The organism is Streptomyces sp. ISL-96 (genome assembly GCF_018614035.1).
Taxonomy (GTDB): Bacteria; Actinomycetota; Actinomycetes; order Streptomycetales; family Streptomycetaceae; genus Streptomyces.
In genome coordinates this window covers 25,000-42,468 of record NZ_JAGGPA010000029.1, presented here as the reverse complement: position 1 = coordinate 42,468, position 17,469 = coordinate 25,000, and the positions used below count along the sequence as shown (strand labels likewise).

13 protein-coding genes are annotated in these 17,469 nt (G+C 69.9%); 10 read left to right on the top strand and 3 right to left on the bottom strand.

All coding sequences use genetic code 11. The features are described from left to right. The 3 genes from J7E96_RS20700 to J7E96_RS20690 all read right to left on the bottom strand — a co-directional run. Window positions 1-581, bottom strand: a 581-nt coding sequence (locus tag J7E96_RS20700) for an NAD(P)H-dependent oxidoreductase subunit E (RefSeq protein WP_215133153.1), incomplete at its 3' end; no start/stop codon positions are given. Beyond that, a complete protein-coding gene (locus tag J7E96_RS20695; RefSeq protein WP_215133152.1) occupies window positions 572-2,503 on the bottom strand; it encodes a molybdopterin oxidoreductase family protein in 1,932 nt (643 codons plus the stop codon). The genes J7E96_RS20695 and J7E96_RS20700, both read right to left, overlap by 10 nt. Then, window positions 2,500-3,507 (bottom strand): 2-dehydropantoate 2-reductase, encoded by a 1,008-nt coding sequence (locus J7E96_RS20690; protein ID WP_215133151.1) that lies wholly within the window; start codon window positions 3,505-3,507, stop codon window positions 2,500-2,502. Before J7E96_RS20690 ends, J7E96_RS20695 begins: the two co-directional genes overlap by 4 nt. A 248-nt stretch (window positions 3,508-3,755) precedes the next feature. Here J7E96_RS20690 and J7E96_RS20685 point away from each other — a divergent pair, with 248 nt between their 5' ends. The 10 genes from J7E96_RS20685 to J7E96_RS20640 all read left to right on the top strand — a co-directional run bounded on the left by J7E96_RS20685 (window position 3,756) and on the right by J7E96_RS20640 (window position 17,450). Then, entirely contained in the window at window positions 3,756-4,703 is a 948-nt protein-coding gene (locus J7E96_RS20685) for a beta-ketoacyl-ACP synthase III (RefSeq protein WP_215133150.1), read from the top strand. 144 nt (window positions 4,704-4,847) lie between these two features. After that, window positions 4,848-5,522, top strand: a complete 675-nt coding sequence (locus J7E96_RS20680; protein ID WP_215133149.1) for a GntR family transcriptional regulator — start codon at window positions 4,848-4,850, stop codon at window positions 5,520-5,522. A gap of 52 nt (window positions 5,523-5,574) precedes the next feature. Next, window positions 5,575-5,856: a hypothetical protein gene (locus tag J7E96_RS20675; protein WP_215133148.1), complete on the top strand. Its 282-nt coding sequence runs from the start codon at window positions 5,575-5,577 to the stop codon at window positions 5,854-5,856. Window positions 5,857-6,061: 205 nt separating this feature from the next. Continuing rightward, on the top strand, window positions 6,062-7,243 hold the full coding sequence (locus tag J7E96_RS20670; protein ID WP_138901409.1) for an ROK family transcriptional regulator: 1,182 nt from the start codon (window positions 6,062-6,064) through the stop codon (window positions 7,241-7,243). Between the two features lie 135 nt (window positions 7,244-7,378). After that, the gene (locus J7E96_RS20665) at window positions 7,379-8,926 is read left to right on the top strand and encodes a sugar ABC transporter ATP-binding protein (RefSeq protein WP_215133147.1); all 1,548 of its coding nucleotides are present in this window, start codon (window positions 7,379-7,381) and stop codon (window positions 8,924-8,926) included. After that, window positions 8,923-9,969 (top strand): ABC transporter permease, encoded by a 1,047-nt coding sequence (locus tag J7E96_RS20660; RefSeq protein WP_215133146.1) that lies wholly within the window; start codon window positions 8,923-8,925, stop codon window positions 9,967-9,969. Before J7E96_RS20665 ends, J7E96_RS20660 begins: the two co-directional genes overlap by 4 nt. Window positions 9,970-10,027: 58 nt before the next feature. Then, window positions 10,028-11,068 (top strand): substrate-binding domain-containing protein, encoded by a 1,041-nt coding sequence (locus J7E96_RS20655; RefSeq protein WP_215133145.1) that lies wholly within the window; start codon window positions 10,028-10,030, stop codon window positions 11,066-11,068. Window positions 11,069-11,128: 60 nt separating this feature from the next. Then, the gene (locus tag J7E96_RS20650; protein ID WP_215133144.1) at window positions 11,129-12,352 is read left to right on the top strand and encodes a Gfo/Idh/MocA family protein; all 1,224 of its coding nucleotides are present in this window, start codon (window positions 11,129-11,131) and stop codon (window positions 12,350-12,352) included. A 14-nt stretch (window positions 12,353-12,366) separates the two neighbouring features. Beyond that, a complete protein-coding gene (locus tag J7E96_RS20645; protein WP_215133143.1) occupies window positions 12,367-13,371 on the top strand; it encodes a sugar phosphate isomerase/epimerase in 1,005 nt (334 codons plus the stop codon). Between the two features lie 374 nt (window positions 13,372-13,745). Then, the gene (locus J7E96_RS20640) at window positions 13,746-17,450 is read left to right on the top strand and encodes a ThuA domain-containing protein (protein WP_215133142.1); all 3,705 of its coding nucleotides are present in this window, start codon (window positions 13,746-13,748) and stop codon (window positions 17,448-17,450) included. Window positions 17,451-17,469: the final 19 nt, after the last annotated feature.

Genomic DNA, 17,469 nt, shown 5'->3' with positions numbered 1-17,469 from the left:
GTGGCGGGGGCGCTGTCGGCGGCGGCGCGGGGTCGCGGGGCGGTATCCGTGGGGCTCCGGCACACCGTCCCCCGGTCCTCGGCAACCCCGGCATGCAACGGCAGCGCCGCCGGGGCCCGTTCGCACAGGCCCGGGCACGGGCTCGGCTGCCACACCGCACCCCCCGCAGCCGAGCCCGCCGCCCCGACCTGCTCCTCCAGCCCCGCGCACACCGCCCCCGCCCCCCGTGCCGCGCAGGCCAGGTCCGTGCACACGTACAGAACCTTCGCTGGGCGCGGCTTCACCGAGAACATCGCGTAGAACGTCGCCACCCCGTACGCCTCCGCCGGCGGCACCGTCAGCCGGCGGCAGATGTAGTCCAGCGCGCCCTCGCTCAGCCACCCCACCCGGTCGTTGACCGCGTGCAACGCCGGGAGGAGGAGGTCCCGGCGCTCACGCGCCGCCGCCCCGCCCCGCGCCCACCGCAGGTCGGCCCCGGAGCGGTCCGCGCCCTCCCATCCCGATTCGGGCGGGCCCAGCAGTTCGTCCACCGCCGCCCGTTCGTCCCCGGACGGCTCCGCGTTCGTGTACTTCAGGTCCATGCCGGCACCAGCTTCTCTATCCGGATCGCCGACGCCTTGAACTCGGCCGTCCCCGCGATCGGGCAGTTCGCCTCGATCGTCAGCTGGTTCGTGTCGACCTCGTCGGGGAAGTGCATCGTCATGAAGGCCAGCCCCGGCCGCAGCCCGGGGTCCACCCACACCGGGGCGGTTACCGCGCCCCGCCGTGACGAGACCCGGACCTCCTCGCCCACCTCGACGCCGTACGCCGCCGCGTCCTCCGGGCAGAGTTCGATGTACTCGCCGCGGCGCAGCGGGGACGCGAAACTCCCGCTCTGGACACCGGTGTTGTACGAGTCCAGCCGACGGCCCGTGGTCAGCCGCAGCGGGTAGTCCTCGTCCGTCAGGTCGACCGGCGGGTCGTGTGCCACCAGGCCGAAGGGAGCGGCCGGGCCACGCCGCTCCGGGTCCGTCTCCCACAGGCGCGCGTGCAGGAAGCTGGAGGGCAGGCGGTCCGTGTCGGGGCACGGCCACTGCAACCCCTGGTGTTCCTCCAGGCGGTCGTACGTCATGCCGTAGTGGTCGGGGGAGAGGGACCGCAGTTCGTTCCAGACCGACTCCGAATCCGCGAACTTCCAGTCGTGGCCGAGCCGTTCGGCCAGTGCGCAGATGATGTCGATGTCCTCCCGCGCCTCGCCCGGCGGCTTCACCGCCGCCCGCACCCGCTGCACGCGCCGCTCGCTGTTCGTCGTCGTCCCGTCCGTCTCCGCCCAAGCGGCCGTCGCGGGCAGGACCACGTCCGCCATCTGCGCGGTCTTCGTCAGGAAGATGTCCTGTACGACCAGGTGGTCAAGCGCCGCCAGCCGCCGCATCGCCTGTTCGCTGTCGGCCTCCGACTGGGCCGGGTTCTCACCGATGCAGTAGACCGCTCGCAGCTCGCGGCTCTCCATCGCCTCGAACATCGCGGTCAGTGTCATGCCGTATCGCGGCGGGATGACCGTCTCCCAGGTACGTTCGAACTTGCCCCGCGCCGCCGGGTCGAGGATGTCCTGGAAGCCGGGCAGCTTGTTCGGGATGGCTCCCATGTCGCCGCCGCCCTGGACGTTGTTCTGACCGCGCAGCGGCTGGACCCCCGCGCCGTACCGGCCGACATGGCCCGTCAGCAGCGACAGGTTGATGAGCGCGCGCACGTTGTCGGTGCCGTTGTGGTGCTCGGTAATACCCAGCGTCCAGCACAGCTGCGCCCGTTCGGCGGTGGCGTACGCGTGTGCCAGCTCCCGGATCGCGGCCGCCGGGACGCCCGTCACCTTCTCCGCCGCCGAGAGAGTCCACGGCTCCACCAGTCCGGCGTACTCCGTGAAGCCTGTCGTGGCGCGCTCCACGAACGACCGGTTCACCAGCCCCGCGTGGATGATCTCCCGCCCCATCGCGTGGGCCAGCGGGATGTCCGTCCCGACGTTCAGGCCCAGCCAGCCCTCCGCCCACTCGGCGGTCGAGGTGCGGCGCGGATCGACGGCGTACATGCGCGCGCCGTTCCTGATGCCCTTCAGGACGTGGTGGAAGAAGATCGGGTGAGCTAAGCGTGCGTTGGAGCCCCACATCAGGATGAGGTCGGCGTGTTCGACCTCTTCGTACGACGAGGTGCCGCCGCCGGAGCCGAAAGCGGCCGAGAGACCGGCGACGCTCGGCGCGTGACACGTCCGGTTGCACGAGTCGACGTTGTTGGTTCCCATCACGACCCGGGTGAACTTCTGGGCGACGTAATTCATCTCGTTGGTCGCACGGGCGCAGGACAGCATGGCGAAGGCGTCCGGGCCGTACGTGTCCGTCGCCCGCCGGAAACCGGCCGCGGCCCGCTCCAGGGCCTCATCCCAAGTCGCTTGCCGCAGAGTGCCGTTGGAGTCACGTACGAGCGGGTGAGTCAGCCGGGTGTACTGCTTCGGCTGCCTGTCTTTCTTCTTCACTGTGCGCTCCCGGTTGAGGTGGGGGAGGAGGTGGTCGGCGAGGAGGTGGTGGCCAGCAGGTCCGCCAGCGCGTGCACCGCGCGCAGCGTCGGTACGTCGGTGCCGGTCAGGCGGGCGAGTTCCACGACCGCGGCCAGCAGCACGTCGAGTTCGAGCGGCTTGCCCTTCTCCAGGTCCTGGAGGGTGGACGTCTTGTGGTCGCCGACGCGCTCGGCCCCCGCGATGCGCCGCTCCACGGAGATCTCGGGGTGACAGCCGACGGCGGCCGCGACCTCCAGCGTTTCGCGCATCATCGACTCGACCAGTGCGCGGGTGTCCGGATGGCGGCAGATCTGACCCATGGTGGCTCGGGCCAGCGCGCTGATGGGGTTGAAGGAGATATTGCCGAGCAGTTTGATCCAGATGTCGTTGCGGAGGTCCGGCTCGACGGGGCATTTCAGGCCGCCCGCCCGCATCGCCTCGCTGAAGTCCAGGCAGCGGCGCGACACGTCACGGCCCGGCTCGCCGATCGAGAAGCGGGTTCCTTCCAGGTGCCGTACGACGCCGGGAGCCTCCAGCTCGGTCGCGGCGTACACGACGCACCCGATGGCGCGCGCCGGCGGCAGCGTCGCGGTGACCGCGCCCGCCGGGTCGACGCTCTCGATGCGGCGGCCGGCGTACGGGCCGGGCAGGCCGTGGAAGTACCACCAGGGGATGCCGTTCTGGGCGGCGATCACCGCCGTACGGTCGTGCAGGAGCGGGTGGACGAGGGGGCCGGACTCCGCGTACGAGTTGGCTTTGAGGCCGAGGAAGACATAGTCGACGGGTCCGACCTCGGCGGGATCGTCGGTCGCGGCGGGCCGCGCGGTGAAGTCGCCGCGCGGGCTGAGGACGCGTACGCCGTCACGGCGCATGGCCGTCAGGTGTGCGCCGCGGGCGATCAGGTGGACCTCGGCGCCCGCGCGGTGGAGCGCGGCCCCGACATACGCGCCGATTGCTCCGGCGCCGACAACTGCGACTTTCACGGGGCTCTCCGATCGGTGAGGGGCCGAGTAAGGGGGAGCGGGGAAGGTGCTGGAAGGTGCTGGACTCTCTGGAAGGAGGTCGACAGGATATTGTCTACAGTATGCCTTTAGGGGGGTCAAGGGTCGCCGTCAGCAAGAAGCTCCAAAGAGTCGGGGGCGAATCCTGTCGATTCACATGCCGTCGTACTGGTGAGTCGCAAAGAAGACTGGACCGTTCCGACTGTCCGCAAAGAGGGGTGGAACCGCCAATGACCGGCTCACGAGTCGTCGCGCTCGGGCACTATCAGCCTGCCAAGGTGCTCACGAACGACGATCTGGCAGCCATGGTCGACACCAGCGACGAGTGGATCACCAGCCGCGTCGGCATCAGGACCCGCCACGTCGCGGGTCCCGACGAGCCCGTGGACGAGCTGGCCGCGCACGCCGGAGCCAAGGCACTGGCCGCGGCGGGTCTCACGCCCGCAGACATCGACCTCGTCCTGGTGGCCACCTCCACCGCGATCAACCGCTCCCCGAACATGGCCGCCCGCGTCGCGGCCCGCCTCGGCATGGGTTCGCCCGCCGTGATGGACCTCAACGTCGTCTGCTCGGGCTTCACCCACGCGCTCGCCACGGCCGACCATGCCGTACGAGCCGGATCAGCCACCCGCGCCCTGGTCATCGGCGCCGACAAGATGGCCGAGATCGCCGACTGGACCGACCGCACCACCTGCGTGCTTGTCGGCGACGGCGCCGGCGCGGCGGTCGTCGAGGCCTGCGCCGAGAACGAGGAGCCGGGGATCGGCCCGGTGCTGTGGGGCTCGGTGCCGGAGATGGGGCACGCCGTACGGATCGAGGGCACGCCCCCGCGCTTCGCCCAGGAGGGCCAGTCGGTCTACCGCTGGGCCACCACTCAGCTGCCGCCCATCGCGCGCAAGGTGTGCGAGCGGGCCGGCGTGACGCCGGAGGAGCTGGCGGCGGTCGTCCTGCACCAGGCGAACCTGCGGATCATCGAGCCCGTCGCGCAGAAGATCGGCGCGGTCAACGCGGTGATCGCCCGCGATGTCGTCGACTCGGGCAACACCTCGGCGGCCAGTATCCCGATGGCCCTGTCCAAGCTGGTCGAGCGCGGCGAGATCGAGTCCGGCGCTCCGGTCCTGCTCTTCGGCTTCGGAGGCAACCTGTCGTACGCGGGCCAGGTCATCCGCTGTCCCTGAGCGTCTCCGTGGAATGGTGACTGGGCCTCGGTGGTGTCCCGCCGGGGCCCAGACTTGTGCCGTGGGTGCGCTCGGTAGACTGTAGACGATAGCCAATTAGCGTTGGCGACGCTCGCCGATGTTGGCCCGAAGGGGGACACCGCGATGTTGTCCGCAGGACTGCCGCAAGGGACCGTACCCAAGCTGGAGAGGCCCGGACCGCTCCGCGAGCGCGTGTACGAGGCGCTGCTCGAACTCATCACCACCCGGGCCCTGCGGCCCGGCCAGCACCTGATCGAGAGTGAGCTCGCCGGCCACCTCGGAGTGTCCAGGCAGCCCGTGCGCGAGGCGTTGCAGCGGCTCAACACCGAGGGGTGGGTCGATCTGCGGCCCGCGCAGGGCGCGTTCGTACACGAGCCGACCGAGGAAGAGGCCGACCAACTGCTCTCCGTGCGTACGCTCCTGGAGGCGGAGGCGGCCAGACTCGCCGCAGTCAACGCCGGGTCAGCGGGGATCGCCGCGCTCGAAGAGGTGTGCGCGAAGGGCGAGCAGGCCGTCGCGGACGACGACGTGGACCTCGCCGTGTCGCTCAACGCCCAATTCCACGCCAAAGTCATGGAGTTGGCGGGCAACGTCGTCCTCGCCGAACTGGCGGCGCAAGTGGGCCGGCGGGTCCGCTGGTACTACACGCCGGTCGCCCGGCAGCGCGGGAAACAGTCCTGGGTCGAGCACCGCGCGCTGATCGCGGCGATCTCGGACCGCGACGAACAGCGGGCCACCGAGATCATGCGCGCCCACACGGAGCACACCCGCACGACCTACCATCAGCGCGTGGCGTAGGGCGCGCCGTACCGCCCCCCACCAGCAACTTCCCAAGGATGGAAACAGCCCAATGCTATTGATGATCCTCATCGGGGCGGCCGTCGTGGGCCTGGTAGTCCTCGGCATCGTCATCGCCGTGGTCGCGAGCCGGCGCAACCGTCAGGGCGCGGGCGCAGCACCCGCCCAGGGCGGATACCCGTACCAGCCCGGGTACCAGGGCCCCCAGCAGCCCGGATACCAGCCCCCGTACCAGCCGATGCCGCAAGGTCAGGCGTACCCCACCCCTCCGCCGAACCAGCCCCCGCGCACCCCCAACCCGTACACCCAACAGCCCCCCGCCCAGGGCCAGTAAGCACCTGTAAACACCTGCTCCGAACGCGCCCGGCCACGGCCGGGCGCGTTCGGCGTTTTAGAGCAGGCCGTTCTTTGTCCTCGCTGTGGAGAAAGTTGTAGTGGATTCCTGCGCAACTTCTTCCCACTCCCGGCAGCCGCTGCTACGTTCCCCTCCAAAGCCCGGCGGAGAAGGCCGATGAGGCAGGGAGGGACGCGTGAGACGGATGACGGCTCGACCGGCGAACGCGCATCAGGCGCGACTGCTCCGCCTGCTGCGTGACGGCGGACCCAACTCCCGCGCCCAGCTCGGCGATCAGATCGATCTCTCCCGTTCCAAACTCGCCGTCGAGGTCGACCGGCTGCTCGACACCGGTCTGGTCGTCGCCGACGGCCTCGCCGCCTCGCGCGGCGGCCGCCGCTCGCACAACATCCGGCTCGCGCCCGCCCTGCGCTTCCTCGGCATCGACATCGGCGCCACCTCGATCGACGTGGCCGTCACCAACGCGGAGCTGGAGGTACTCGGCCACCTCAACCACCCCATGGACGTGCGGGAAGGCCCGGTCGCGGTCTTCGAGCAGGCACTCGCGCTCGCGGCCAAGCTCAAGGCGTCCGGCCTCGCCGAGGGTTTCGACGGGGCGGGGATAGGCGTGCCGGGCCCGGTCCGCTTTCCCGAAGGTGTGCCGGTTGCGCCGCCGATCATGCCCGGCTGGGACGGCTTTCCCGTACGCGAGGCACTCAGCCAGGAGCTGGGCTGCCCCGTCATGGTCGACAACGACGTGAACCTGATGGCCATGGGGGAGCAGCACGCGGGCGTCGCGCGCTCGGTGGGCGACTTCCTCTGCGTCAAGATCGGCACGGGCATCGGCTGCGGCATCGTCGTCGGCGGAGAGGTCTACCGGGGTACGACCGGCAGCGCCGGCGACATCGGCCACATCCAGGTCGAACCGGAAGGCCGCGCCTGCGCCTGCGGCAACAAGGGCTGCCTGGAAGCCCACTTCAGCGGCGCCGCGCTCGCCCGCGACGCCGAGGACGCGGCCCGCTCCGGCCGCTCACCCGAACTGGCGGCGCGGCTCGAAGCGGCCGGACGGCTCACGGCCGCCGACGTCGCCGCGGCGGCCGCCGCCGGCGACGCCACCTCGCTCGACCTCATCCGCGAGGGCGGCAACCGCGTCGGCCAGGTCATCGCCGGCCTCGTCAGCTTCTTCAACCCCGGGCTCGTGGTGATCGGCGGCGGGGTGACCGGCCTCGGTCACACCCTGCTCGCGAGCGTCCGCACCCAGGTCTACCGCCAGTCGCTGCCGCTCGCGACCGGCAATCTGCCCATCGTCCTGGGCGAGTTGGGGCCCGCCGCCGGCGTGATCGGCGCGGCCAGACTCATCAGCGACCACCTGTTCTCGCCTGCCTGACCCCGGCCGGCGCACGTACGACCCGTACCGCTCCGTACGCAACACAGCACCACCGCACAAGGCCGGCTTCGCCGTGCCCGGATTTGCCCTGCCCTGCTCGCTCACCGGCCGCCGCACCAGCCGAGGGGAACCGTCATGGCACCACCGCAAGCAGCCCCACCCCACGCAGCCCCGCCCCTTCTTCTCACGATGTCCGGCATCACCAAGTCCTTCCCCGGCGTTCGCGCCCTCGACGGCGTGGACCTGGAGGTCCAGGCGGGCGAGGTCCACTGCCTGCTAGGCCAGAACGGCGCCGGAAAGTCCACCCTCATCAAGGTGCTCGCGGGCGTACACCAGCCCGACGGCGGTGAGATCACCTGGCAGGGCGCCACGGTCACCCTCAAGTCGCCCATCGCCGCCATGCGCCTCGGCATCGCCACCATCTACCAGGAACTCGACCTGGTGGAGGGCCTGTCGGTCGCCGAGAACATCTTCCTCGGCCACGAGCCGACCACCGCCGGCTTTGTCGTACGCGGCAGGGAGGCCCGCGCGTCCGCGACCGCCCTGCTGAAACGGCTCGGGCACTGCGAGATCGACTCCGGCAGCCTGGTCGGTACGCTCTCCGCCGCCCAGCAGCAGATCGTCTCCATGGCGCGGGCGCTGTCCCACGACGTACGCCTCATCGTGATGGACGAGCCGTCCGCCGCCCTCGACCCCGACGAGGTCGACAACCTCTTCCGTATCGTCGCCGGGCTCACGGCGGACGGCGTCGCCGTCGTCTACATCTCCCACCGGCTCGAAGAGATCCGCCGCATCGGCGACCGCGTGACCGTACTCAAGGACGGACGCGCGGTCGCGGTCGGACTGCCCGCCAAGAGCACCCCGACGCGTGACGTCGTCGCGCTGATGACGGGGCGCGATGTGGAGTACGTCTTTCCCGAGCGCCGCGCGGAAGACCCTTCAGCCGCCGATCCCGTACTCAGGGTCGAAGGGCTCGCCCGAGAAGGGGAGTTCGCGGCACTCGATCTCGACATCCGGCCCGGTGAGATCGTCGGCCTGGCCGGTCTCGTCGGCTCCGGGCGCTCCGAAGTCCTGGAGACGATCTACGGGGCGCGCAAACCCACCACCGGGCGCGTCCTCGTCGACGGGCGTCCCCTGCGCCCCGGCAGCGTCCGCGCCGCCGTCCGCGCCGGCATCGGCCTCGCACCCGAAGAGCGCAAGGCCCAGGGCCTGTTGATGCTCGAATCCGTCACCCGCAACGTGTCCGTGTCGACCCTGTCCCGCTTCTCGCGCGGCGGCTGGCTCGACCGTACGGCCGAACGCAAGGCCGCCCAGGCAGCCACCCGCGAACTGTCCCTGCGGCCCGACCACCCCGACGCCCGCATCCGCACCCTTTCCGGCGGCAACCAGCAAAAGGCCGTACTCGCACGCTGGTTGCTGCGCGGCTGCCGTGTCCTGCTGCTCGACGAGCCGACGCGCGGCGTCGACGTCGGGGCGCGCGCCGAGCTGTACGCCGTGATCCGCAGGCTGGCCGACGAAGGCCTCGCCGTACTTCTCGTATCCAGCGAAGTCCCGGAAGTCCTGGGCCTCGCCGACCGGGTGCTGGTGCTCAGGGAAGGGCGCGTCGTCCACACGGCGCCCGCCCGGGAGCTCGACGAGCACCGCGTACTCGACCTCGTGATGGAAGGGAGCCCGACGCCATGACGCAGCCTGTCTCACCGGCGCAGCAACAGCATCAGCAGGACGGACCGGTCGTCACCACGGCCAAGACGCCCACCGAACAGGCCGGTTGGCGCAGGCTCGGGCTGCGCCTCGACGTACGCAACCTGTCGCTGCTCGGCGTACTCGCGGTCCTTGTCGCGGTCGGTGGCTTCACGAAACCCGAGCAGTTCCTGGACAGCAGCAACCTCCAGCTCGTCCTCACCCAGGCCTCCGTCATCGGCGTCGTCACCGTCGGCATGACCTTCGTCATCACCAGCGGCGGCATCGACCTCTCGGTCGGCGCGATCGTGGCGCTGGCCTCGGTGTGGGCGACGACGCTCGCCACCCAGGAGTACGGCTTCGCGGGCATCCTCTTCACGGCGGTGGTCGTCGGCCTGGCCTGCGGACTCGTCAACGGACTGCTCATCGCGTACGGCGGGATGGTGCCGTTCATCGCGACGCTCGCCATGCTGGCCTCGGCTCGCGGACTCGCCCTCCAGATCACGGACGGCAAGACGCAGATCGTCACCGTCGAGTCCGTACTCGACCTCGGCATCCCGGACTCGTACGTCCTCGGCATTCCGCCACTGGTCCTGGTCTTCGCGGTCGTCACCGTCGTCGGCTGGCTGCTGCTCAACCGCACCACCTTCGGGCGGCGTACGGTCGCGGTCGGCGGCAACGCGGAAGCGGCCAGGCTCGCCGGCATCGACGTACGCCGCCAGCGCCTCTACCTCTACCTGCTGTCCGGACTGTGCTGCGGAATCGCGGCCTTCCTGCTGATCATCCTGTCGGGGTCCGGCCAGAACACGAACGGCAACCTCTACGAACTCGACGCCATCGCCGCCGCGATCATCGGCGGGACGCTGCTCAGCGGCGGGCGGGGCACGATCGTCGGTTCCGTACTCGGTGTCCTCGTCTTCACCACGATCACCAACATCTTCGCGCTCAACAACCTGCAGAGCGACGTACAGCAGATCGCCAAGGGCGCGATCATCGTCGCCGCCGTACTGGTCCAGCGCCGCACCGCGCGCGACGGCGAGGCCTGACCCCGCACCGCTTTTCTCCCACACGTTCGTACGCCCTGACCGAAGGATGGGAACCGCCATGCCACAAACCAGTCGCAGAGGGCTGCTCTTCGGCACCGCAGCCGTCTCCGCGGGCGCCCTGCTCACCGCATGCACCAGCAACGAGCCCAAGGAGAAGGCACCGGCCGCCAACAGCGAGCCGGCCACCGCCGACGACAAGCCCGGCAAGAAGGTCACGATCGGGTTCGCGGGCCCGCAGGCCGACCACGGCTGGCTGAACGCCATCAACGAGAACGCCAAGTCGCGCGCCGCGAAGTACTCCGAGGTGACCCTGGAGATCACCGAGGGGTCGAACGACACCGCGGCGCAGATCGGCCAGGTCCAGACGCTGATCAACAAGAAGGTCGACGTACTGGTGATCCTGCCGGCCGACGGCAAGGCGCTCACCCAGGTCGGCCTCCAGGCGATGAAGGCGGGCATCCCCGTCATCAACCTGGACCGCATCTTCGCCTCGCCGCAGGCCTACCGCTGCTGGATCGGCGGCGACAACTACGGCATGGGCCTGAACGCGGGCAACTACATCGGCGAGCAGCTCAAGGACAAGCCGAACGCCAAGGTGGTGGAGCTCGCCGGGCTCGACAACCTGGAGCTCACCAAGCAGCGCAGCCAGGGCTTCGCCGACGCCCTCAAGAACTACCCCAACGTCAAGCGCGTCGCCCGCCAGGCCGCCGACTTCACCGTCGAGTCGGGCCAGGCGAAAATGGCGCAACTGCTCCAGGCGCAGAAGCAGTTCGACGCGCTGTGGAACCACGACGACGACCAGGGCGTGGGCGCCCTGCGCGCCATCCAGCAAGCCGGGCGCGACGACTTCCTGATGGTCGGCGGGGCAGGGGCCAAGGCCGCGATGGACGCCATCAAGGCGGACAACAGCGTGCTGAAAGCCACCGTCCTCTACCCGCCGACCATGGCCGCCTCGGCCATCGACCTGGCGCGCGCGCTCGGCCAGGGCAAGGGCGTCGGCGGCATGGCGGAGCTGGAGATTCCAGCCTCGATCACCCTCTACTCGGCCGTCGTCACCAAGGACAACGTCGACGAATACCTGCCGACGGGCTTCAGCTGACCGGGCCGCGCGCGCCAGCCCCCACTGTGCGAGTGACGAGTTCGACGAGGAGGAATCCGTATGGCCGGTAAGGAAGAGACGGAGACAGGTGCGGAGGCGGTCGCTGATGACGCCCCGCCGACGCTCGGTGTCGGCATGGTCGGATACGCGTTCATGGGAGCCGCCCACTCACAGGGCTGGCGCACCGCGGGCCGCGTCTTCGACCTGCCGGCGCGGCCGGTCCTCGCGGCCGTCTGCGGACGCGACCGTACGGCCGTACGTGCGGCGGCGGACCAGCACGGGTGGGCGGCGGCGGAGACCGACTGGCGGGACCTGATCGCCCGCGACGACGTGCAGATCGTCGACATCTGCACGCCCGGGGACAGCCACGCGGAGATCGCCGTCGCCGCGCTGGACGCGGGAAAGCACGTGCTGTGCGAAAAGCCGCTGGCCAACTCGGTCGCCGAGGCGGAGGCCATGACGGCCGCCGCCGAGCGCGCCCGTGGGCGGGGCCAGGTGGCGATGGTCGGCTTCAACTACCGCCGGGTGCCGGCCATGACGTACGCCCGCCGGCTGATCGCGGAGGGCAGGCTGGGGGCGCTGAGGCACGTACGGGTCACCTACCTCCAGGACTGGCTCGTCGACCCGGAGTTCCCGCTGACCTGGCGGCTCCAGCGGGAGTACGCGGGCTCCGGCGCGCTCGGCGACCTCGGCGCGCACATCGTGGACCTCGCGCAGTACCTGGCGGGGGAGCCGCTGGTGGGGGTCTCGGCCATCACGGAGACGTTCGTACGGTCGAGGCCGCTGCCGGCGGGCGCGACGGAGGGGCTTTCGGGGGCCGGGGGCTCCGAACGCGGGGCGGTGACGGTCGACGACGCGGCGCTCTTCACCGGACGGCTCGCCTCGGGCGCGCTGGCTTCCTTCGAGGCGACCCGTACGGCGGCGGGCCGAAAGAACGCGCTGCGCATCGAACTCAACGGCGAGCGCGGCTCACTGGCCTTCGACCTGGAGCGGCTGAACGAACTGTCCTTCCACGACCACACCGAGCCCGCCGTCTCCTCCGGCTTCCGGCGGATCCTGGTGACCGAGCCCGGCCATCCGTACCTGGAGGCGTGGTGGCCGCCCGGCCACGCCCTGGGGTACGAGCACACCTTCGTCCACCAGGCGCGCGACTTGCTGCACGCCATCGCCACCGGGACCTCGCCGGAGCCGTCCTTCGCGGACGGGCTGCAGGTGCAGCGGGTGCTGGCGGCGGTGGAGGAGAGCGCCGAGAAGAACGCGGTCTACACGCCCGTACTCCCGTAGGAGGTCGTTTCCGTATGCCACGTCCATTCACGCTCTTCACCGGCCAGTGGGCCGATCTGCCGCTGGAGGAGGTCTGCCGACTGGCCCGCGACTTCGGTTACGACGGCCTCGAACTGGCCTGCTGGGGCGATCACTTCGAAGTCGACAAGGCACTGAGCGAACCCGGCTATCTGGAGGGCAGGCATCAGCTGCTCGACAAGTACGGCCTGAAGTGCTGGGCGATCTCCAACCACCTGGTCGGCCAGGCGGTCTGCGACGCGCCCATCGACGAACGGCACCAGGCCATTCTCCCGTCGCGGATCTGGGGCGACGGGGAGCCCGAGGGCGTACGGCAGCGGGCCGCGGCCGAGATGGCCGACACGGCCAGGGCGGCGGCGGCCTTCGGCGTCCGTACGGTCATCGGCTTCACCGGGTCGTCGATCTGGCACCTGGTGGCGATGTTCCCGCCCGTACCGCCGCACATGATCGAGCGGGGTTACGAGGACTTCGCCGAGCGCTGGAACCCCGTCCTCGACGTCTTCGACGCGGAGGGTGTTCGCTTCGCGCACGAGGTGCACCCGAGCGAGATCGCGTACGACTACTGGACCACGCACAGGGCCCTGGAGGCGGTTGGCCATCGCCAGGCCTTCGGCCTCAACTTCGACCCCAGCCACTTCGTGTGGCAGGACCTGGACCCGGTGGGCTTCCTGTACGACTTCCGGGACCGGATCTACCACGTGGACTGCAAGGAGGCCCGCAAGCGGCTCGACGGCCGCAACGGCCGGCTCGGCTCCCACCTGCCGTGGGGGGACCCGCGGCGGGGGTGGGATTTCGTGTCGGCGGGACACGGTGACGTGCCGTGGGAGGACGTATTCCGGATGCTGCGCTCGATCGGGTACGAGGGCCCGGTGTCGGTGGAGTGGGAGGACGCGGGGATGGACCGCCTGACTGGGGCGCCGGAGGCGCTTGCCACGCTGAAGCGGTACGACTTCGACCCGCCGAGCGCGTCGTTCGACGCGGCGTTCGGGGGCGGGGACTAGCTGGGGCGCAGCCCAGCCCGCCCCTGGCCACTTCAGCCCGTCCGGCGTTTGAGGACCGGGGTCTGGGGCGGAGCCCCAGCTTCGGGAAGGGGCGGGTAGGGGAAAGCCCCACAGGGCAGCCCGCGGAACCGCCGCCGCCGGGATGGTCCCGGCTGCCCCGCACCCCTTTGTCCTGCGGCGGGAAAAAGCTCAACTTACCCGCCGCGCAAGCACTTTCCGTTCCGGACGAACGCGGCTACCGTCCCTGAGGTGTACAGGACATGAGTCCGGTTCCGGCGTGACGGCGCACTCCGGTTCCGGTTCCCGAAAAGAGAGCTTCCCGCCCGGTGTTGGTGCAGGACGAGCACCGCCCGGCCCACTCCCGGAGGACACTCGTGCACAGGAATCTGCTCAGAGCCGGATCGGCCCGCAAGGCCCTCGCACTCCTCACCGGCAGCCTCCTCGCCGCCACTTCACTCACCCTCTCCGCCCCCGCCACCGCCGCCGACCCACCGGTAGCACCCGTCGCCGCCGAGGACTTCCAGCAGGTCACCCTCGCCAAGGGTGAGCCCGAGACGGGCGAGCCCATGTCGCTCGCCGTACTCCCGGACCGCAGCGTCCTCCACACGTCCCGCGACGGCGAACTCCGCATGACCGACAGCGCCGGCAACACCCGCGTCGTCGGCACGATCCCCGTCTACTCGCACGACGAAGAAGGCCTCCAGGGCATCGGCATAGACCCGAAGTTCAGCGAGAACCGGCGGATCTACCTCTACTACGCACCCCCGCTGGACACCCCACCGGGCGACGCCCCCAACGAGGGCACAGCGGCGGACTTCGCCAAGTTCGACGGCGTCAACCGGCTCTCACGCTTCGTACTCAAGGCCGACGGCACCCTCGACAACGCCAGCGAGAAGAAGATCCTCGACGTACCCGCCACCCGCGGCATCTGCTGCCACGTCGGCGGCGACATCGACTTCGACGCGCAGGGCAACCTCTACCTCTCGACCGGCGACGACTCCAACCCCTTTGCCTCCGACGGCTACACCCCCATCGACGAACGCCCCAACCGCAACCCGGCGTACGACGCACGCCGCACCTCCGGCAACACGAACGATCTGCGCGGGAAGATCCTCCGTATCAAGGTGAACGAGGACGCGTCCTACACGGTTCCCGACGGCAACCTCTTCACCCCCGGCACTTCCAAGACCCGCCCCGAGATCTACGCCATGGGCTTCCGCAACCCCTTCCGCTTCAGCGTCGACAAGCCCACCGGCGTGCTGTACGTCGGCGACTACGGCCCCGACGCAGGCGCCGCCGACCCCAAGCGCGGCCCCGCTGGCCAGGTCGAGTTCGCCCGCGTCACCAAGCCCGGCAACTTCGGCTGGCCCTTCTGCACCGGCAAGAACGACGCGTACGTCGACTACGACTTCGCGACCAGGGAATCCGGCGCCAAGTTCGACTGCGCCGCCCCGAAGAACACCTCGCCCCACAACACCGGCCTGACCGACCTGCCGCCCTCCCAAGAGGCCTGGATCCCGTACGACGGCGGATCCGTCCCCGAGTTCGGCACCGGCTCCGAGTCCCCGATGGGCGGCCCGGTCTACCGCTACGACGCGAACCTCGACTCGCCGGTGAAGTTCCCCGAGGCGTACGACGGCGACTTCTTCGCGGGCGAGTTCGGCCGGCGCTGGATCAAGCGCGTCGAGCACGACGCCAACGGCGCCGTACAGTCCATCAACCCCTTCCCCTGGACTGGCACCCAGGTCATGGACTCCGCCTTCGGCCCCGACGGCGCGCTGTACGTACTCGACTACGGCACCGCCTGGTTCGGCGGCAACGAGCACTCCGGTCTCTACCGCATCGAGAACGCGACCGACGGCCACTCACCGGTCGCGGAGGCCAAGGCCGACAAGACATCGGGCCAGGCCCCGCTGCGCGTGAAGTTCTCCTCCGCCGGCACCACCGACTCCGACGGCGACGCCCTCACCTACTCCTGGACGTTCGGTGACGGCGGCAAGTCCACGGCCGCCAACCCGACCTACACGTACAAGAAGAACGGCACGTACACCGCGACCGTGACCGCCAAGGACACCACCGGGCGGACCGGTTCGGCGAGCGTACAGATCGTCGTCGGCAACACCGCGCCGAAGGTGACGCTGGAACTGCCCGGTGACGGCCAGCTGTTCAACTTCGGCGACGACGTGCCCTTCAAGGTGAAGGTCACCGACCCCGAGGACGGCACGGTCGACTGCGCCAAGGTCAAGGTGACGTACATCCTCGGCCACGACAGCCACGGCCACCCGATCACGTCGGCCAACGGCTGCACCGGCACCGTCAAGACCCCCGCCGACAGCAGCCACGACCCCAACGCCAACATCTTCGCGGTCTTCGACGCCGAGTACACGGACGGCGGAGGCGGCGGCCAGGCCCCGCTGACCAGCCACGACCAGAAGGTGCTCCAGCCCAAGCAGCGCCAGGCCGAGCACTACTCCAGCCAGAGCGGCGTAGCCCCGCAGAGCAAGCCGACAGCGCACGGCGGCAAGACCGTCGGCGACATCAGCGATGGCGACTGGATCGCCTTCAAGCCGTACCGCGTGGGTGACGCCACCTCCCTCACCGCGCGCGTCTCGTCGGGCGGAGCGGGCGGCACCCTCGAAATCCGTACGGGATCACCGGACGGCAGGCTCATCGGCTCCACCGTCGTACCCGTGACCGGCGGCTGGGACGTCTTCCAGAACGTCACCACCACCATCAAGCGGCCCCCGACCGGGACCACCACCCTCTACCTCGTCTTCAAGGGCAGCGCCGGAGCCCTCTATGACGTCGACGACTTCACCTTCTCCACGGCGAAGAGTGACGCCACCCCCAAGAAGCGGGTCCTGGTCTTCTCCAAGACGGCCGGCTTCCGCCACGATTCCATCGGGGCGGGCATCACCGCACTCAAGGAACTCGGCGCGGAGCGCGGCCTCGCCGTCGACGCCACCGAGGAGGCGAAGCAGTTCACACCGGAGAACCTCGCCCGCTACGACGCGGTCGCCTTCCTCTCCACGACCGGTGACGTCCTGAACACCAACCAGCAGACGGTCTTCGAGCAGTACGTCGCCGACGGAGGCGGCTACCTGGGCATCCACGCCGCCGCCGACACCGAGTACGACTGGAAGTTCTACGGCGGACTCGTCGGCGCGTACTTCCACTCGCACCCGCAGATCCAGTCCGCGACCGCACGCGTGGAGGACCACGACCACCCCGCGACCGCGCACCTGGACACCAGCTGGCAGCGCACCGACGAGTGGTACAACTACCGCACCAACCCGCGTGAGCAGGCCCGTGTCCTGGCCACCCTCGACGAGACCAGCTACACCGGCGGCAACATGAAGGGCGACCACCCGATCGCCTGGTGCCAGCCGTACGAGGGCGGGCGCTCCTTCTACACGGGCGGCGGCCACACGAAGGAGTCGTACGCCGAACCGGCGTTCCGCAAGCACCTGCTGGGCGGAATGCTGTACGCCACCGGGATCGCCAAGGCCGACTGCAGGCCTGCCAAGGGCTACCGGTCGATCTTCAACGGCGAGACCCTCGACGGATGGAAGCAGGCAGGCCCCGGTTCCTTCGAAGTCAAGGACCGCACGCTGAACTCCGTCGGCGGCATGGGCCTCCTGTGGCACCAGGCCAAGGAACTCAAGTCGTACTCACTCAAACTCGACTGGAAGATGACCGGTGACGACAACTCCGGAATCTTCGTGGGCTTCCCGGCCTCCGACGACCCGTGGTCGGCCGTCAACAAGGGGTACGAGATCCAGATCGACGCGACCGACGCCCCCGACCGCACCACCGGGTCCGTGTACGGCTTCAAGGCGGCGAACATCACCGCGCGCGACGCCGCGCTCAAGCCGCCGGGGGAGTGGAACGCGTACGAGATCAGGGTCGAGGGAGAACGGCTCCGCGTCTTCCTCAACGGCGTGAAGATCAACGACTTCACGAACACCGACCCCGCCCGCAGCCTGGCCCAGGGCCACATCGGCATCCAGAACCACGGCGCCGACGACCAGGTTTCCTTCCGCAACATCAAGGTCAAGGAGCTGCCCGCAGGCTCCTGAGGCCGACACCACCAGGACC

Bases quoted from the DNA above. Each gene is read 5' to 3' on its own strand.
- J7E96_RS20650 (WP_215133144.1), top strand. From the start codon at position 11,129: ATGGCCGGTAAGGAAGAGACGGAGACAGGTGCGGAGGCGGTCGCTGAT.
- J7E96_RS20670 (WP_138901409.1), top strand. From the start codon at position 6,062: ATGACGGCTCGACCGGCGAACGCGCATCAGGCGCGACTGCTCCGCCTG.
- J7E96_RS20655 (WP_215133145.1), top strand. From the start codon at position 10,028: ATGCCACAAACCAGTCGCAGAGGGCTGCTCTTCGGCACCGCAGCCGTC.
- J7E96_RS20680 (WP_215133149.1), top strand. From the start codon at position 4,848: ATGTTGTCCGCAGGACTGCCGCAAGGGACCGTACCCAAGCTGGAGAGG.
- J7E96_RS20645 (WP_215133143.1), top strand. From the start codon at position 12,367: ATGCCACGTCCATTCACGCTCTTCACCGGCCAGTGGGCCGATCTGCCG.
- J7E96_RS20660 (WP_215133146.1), top strand. From the start codon at position 8,923: ATGACGCAGCCTGTCTCACCGGCGCAGCAACAGCATCAGCAGGACGGA.
- J7E96_RS20685 (WP_215133150.1), top strand. From the start codon at position 3,756: ATGACCGGCTCACGAGTCGTCGCGCTCGGGCACTATCAGCCTGCCAAG.
- J7E96_RS20665 (WP_215133147.1), top strand. From the start codon at position 7,379: ATGGCACCACCGCAAGCAGCCCCACCCCACGCAGCCCCGCCCCTTCTT.
- J7E96_RS20675 (WP_215133148.1), top strand. From the start codon at position 5,575: ATGCTATTGATGATCCTCATCGGGGCGGCCGTCGTGGGCCTGGTAGTC.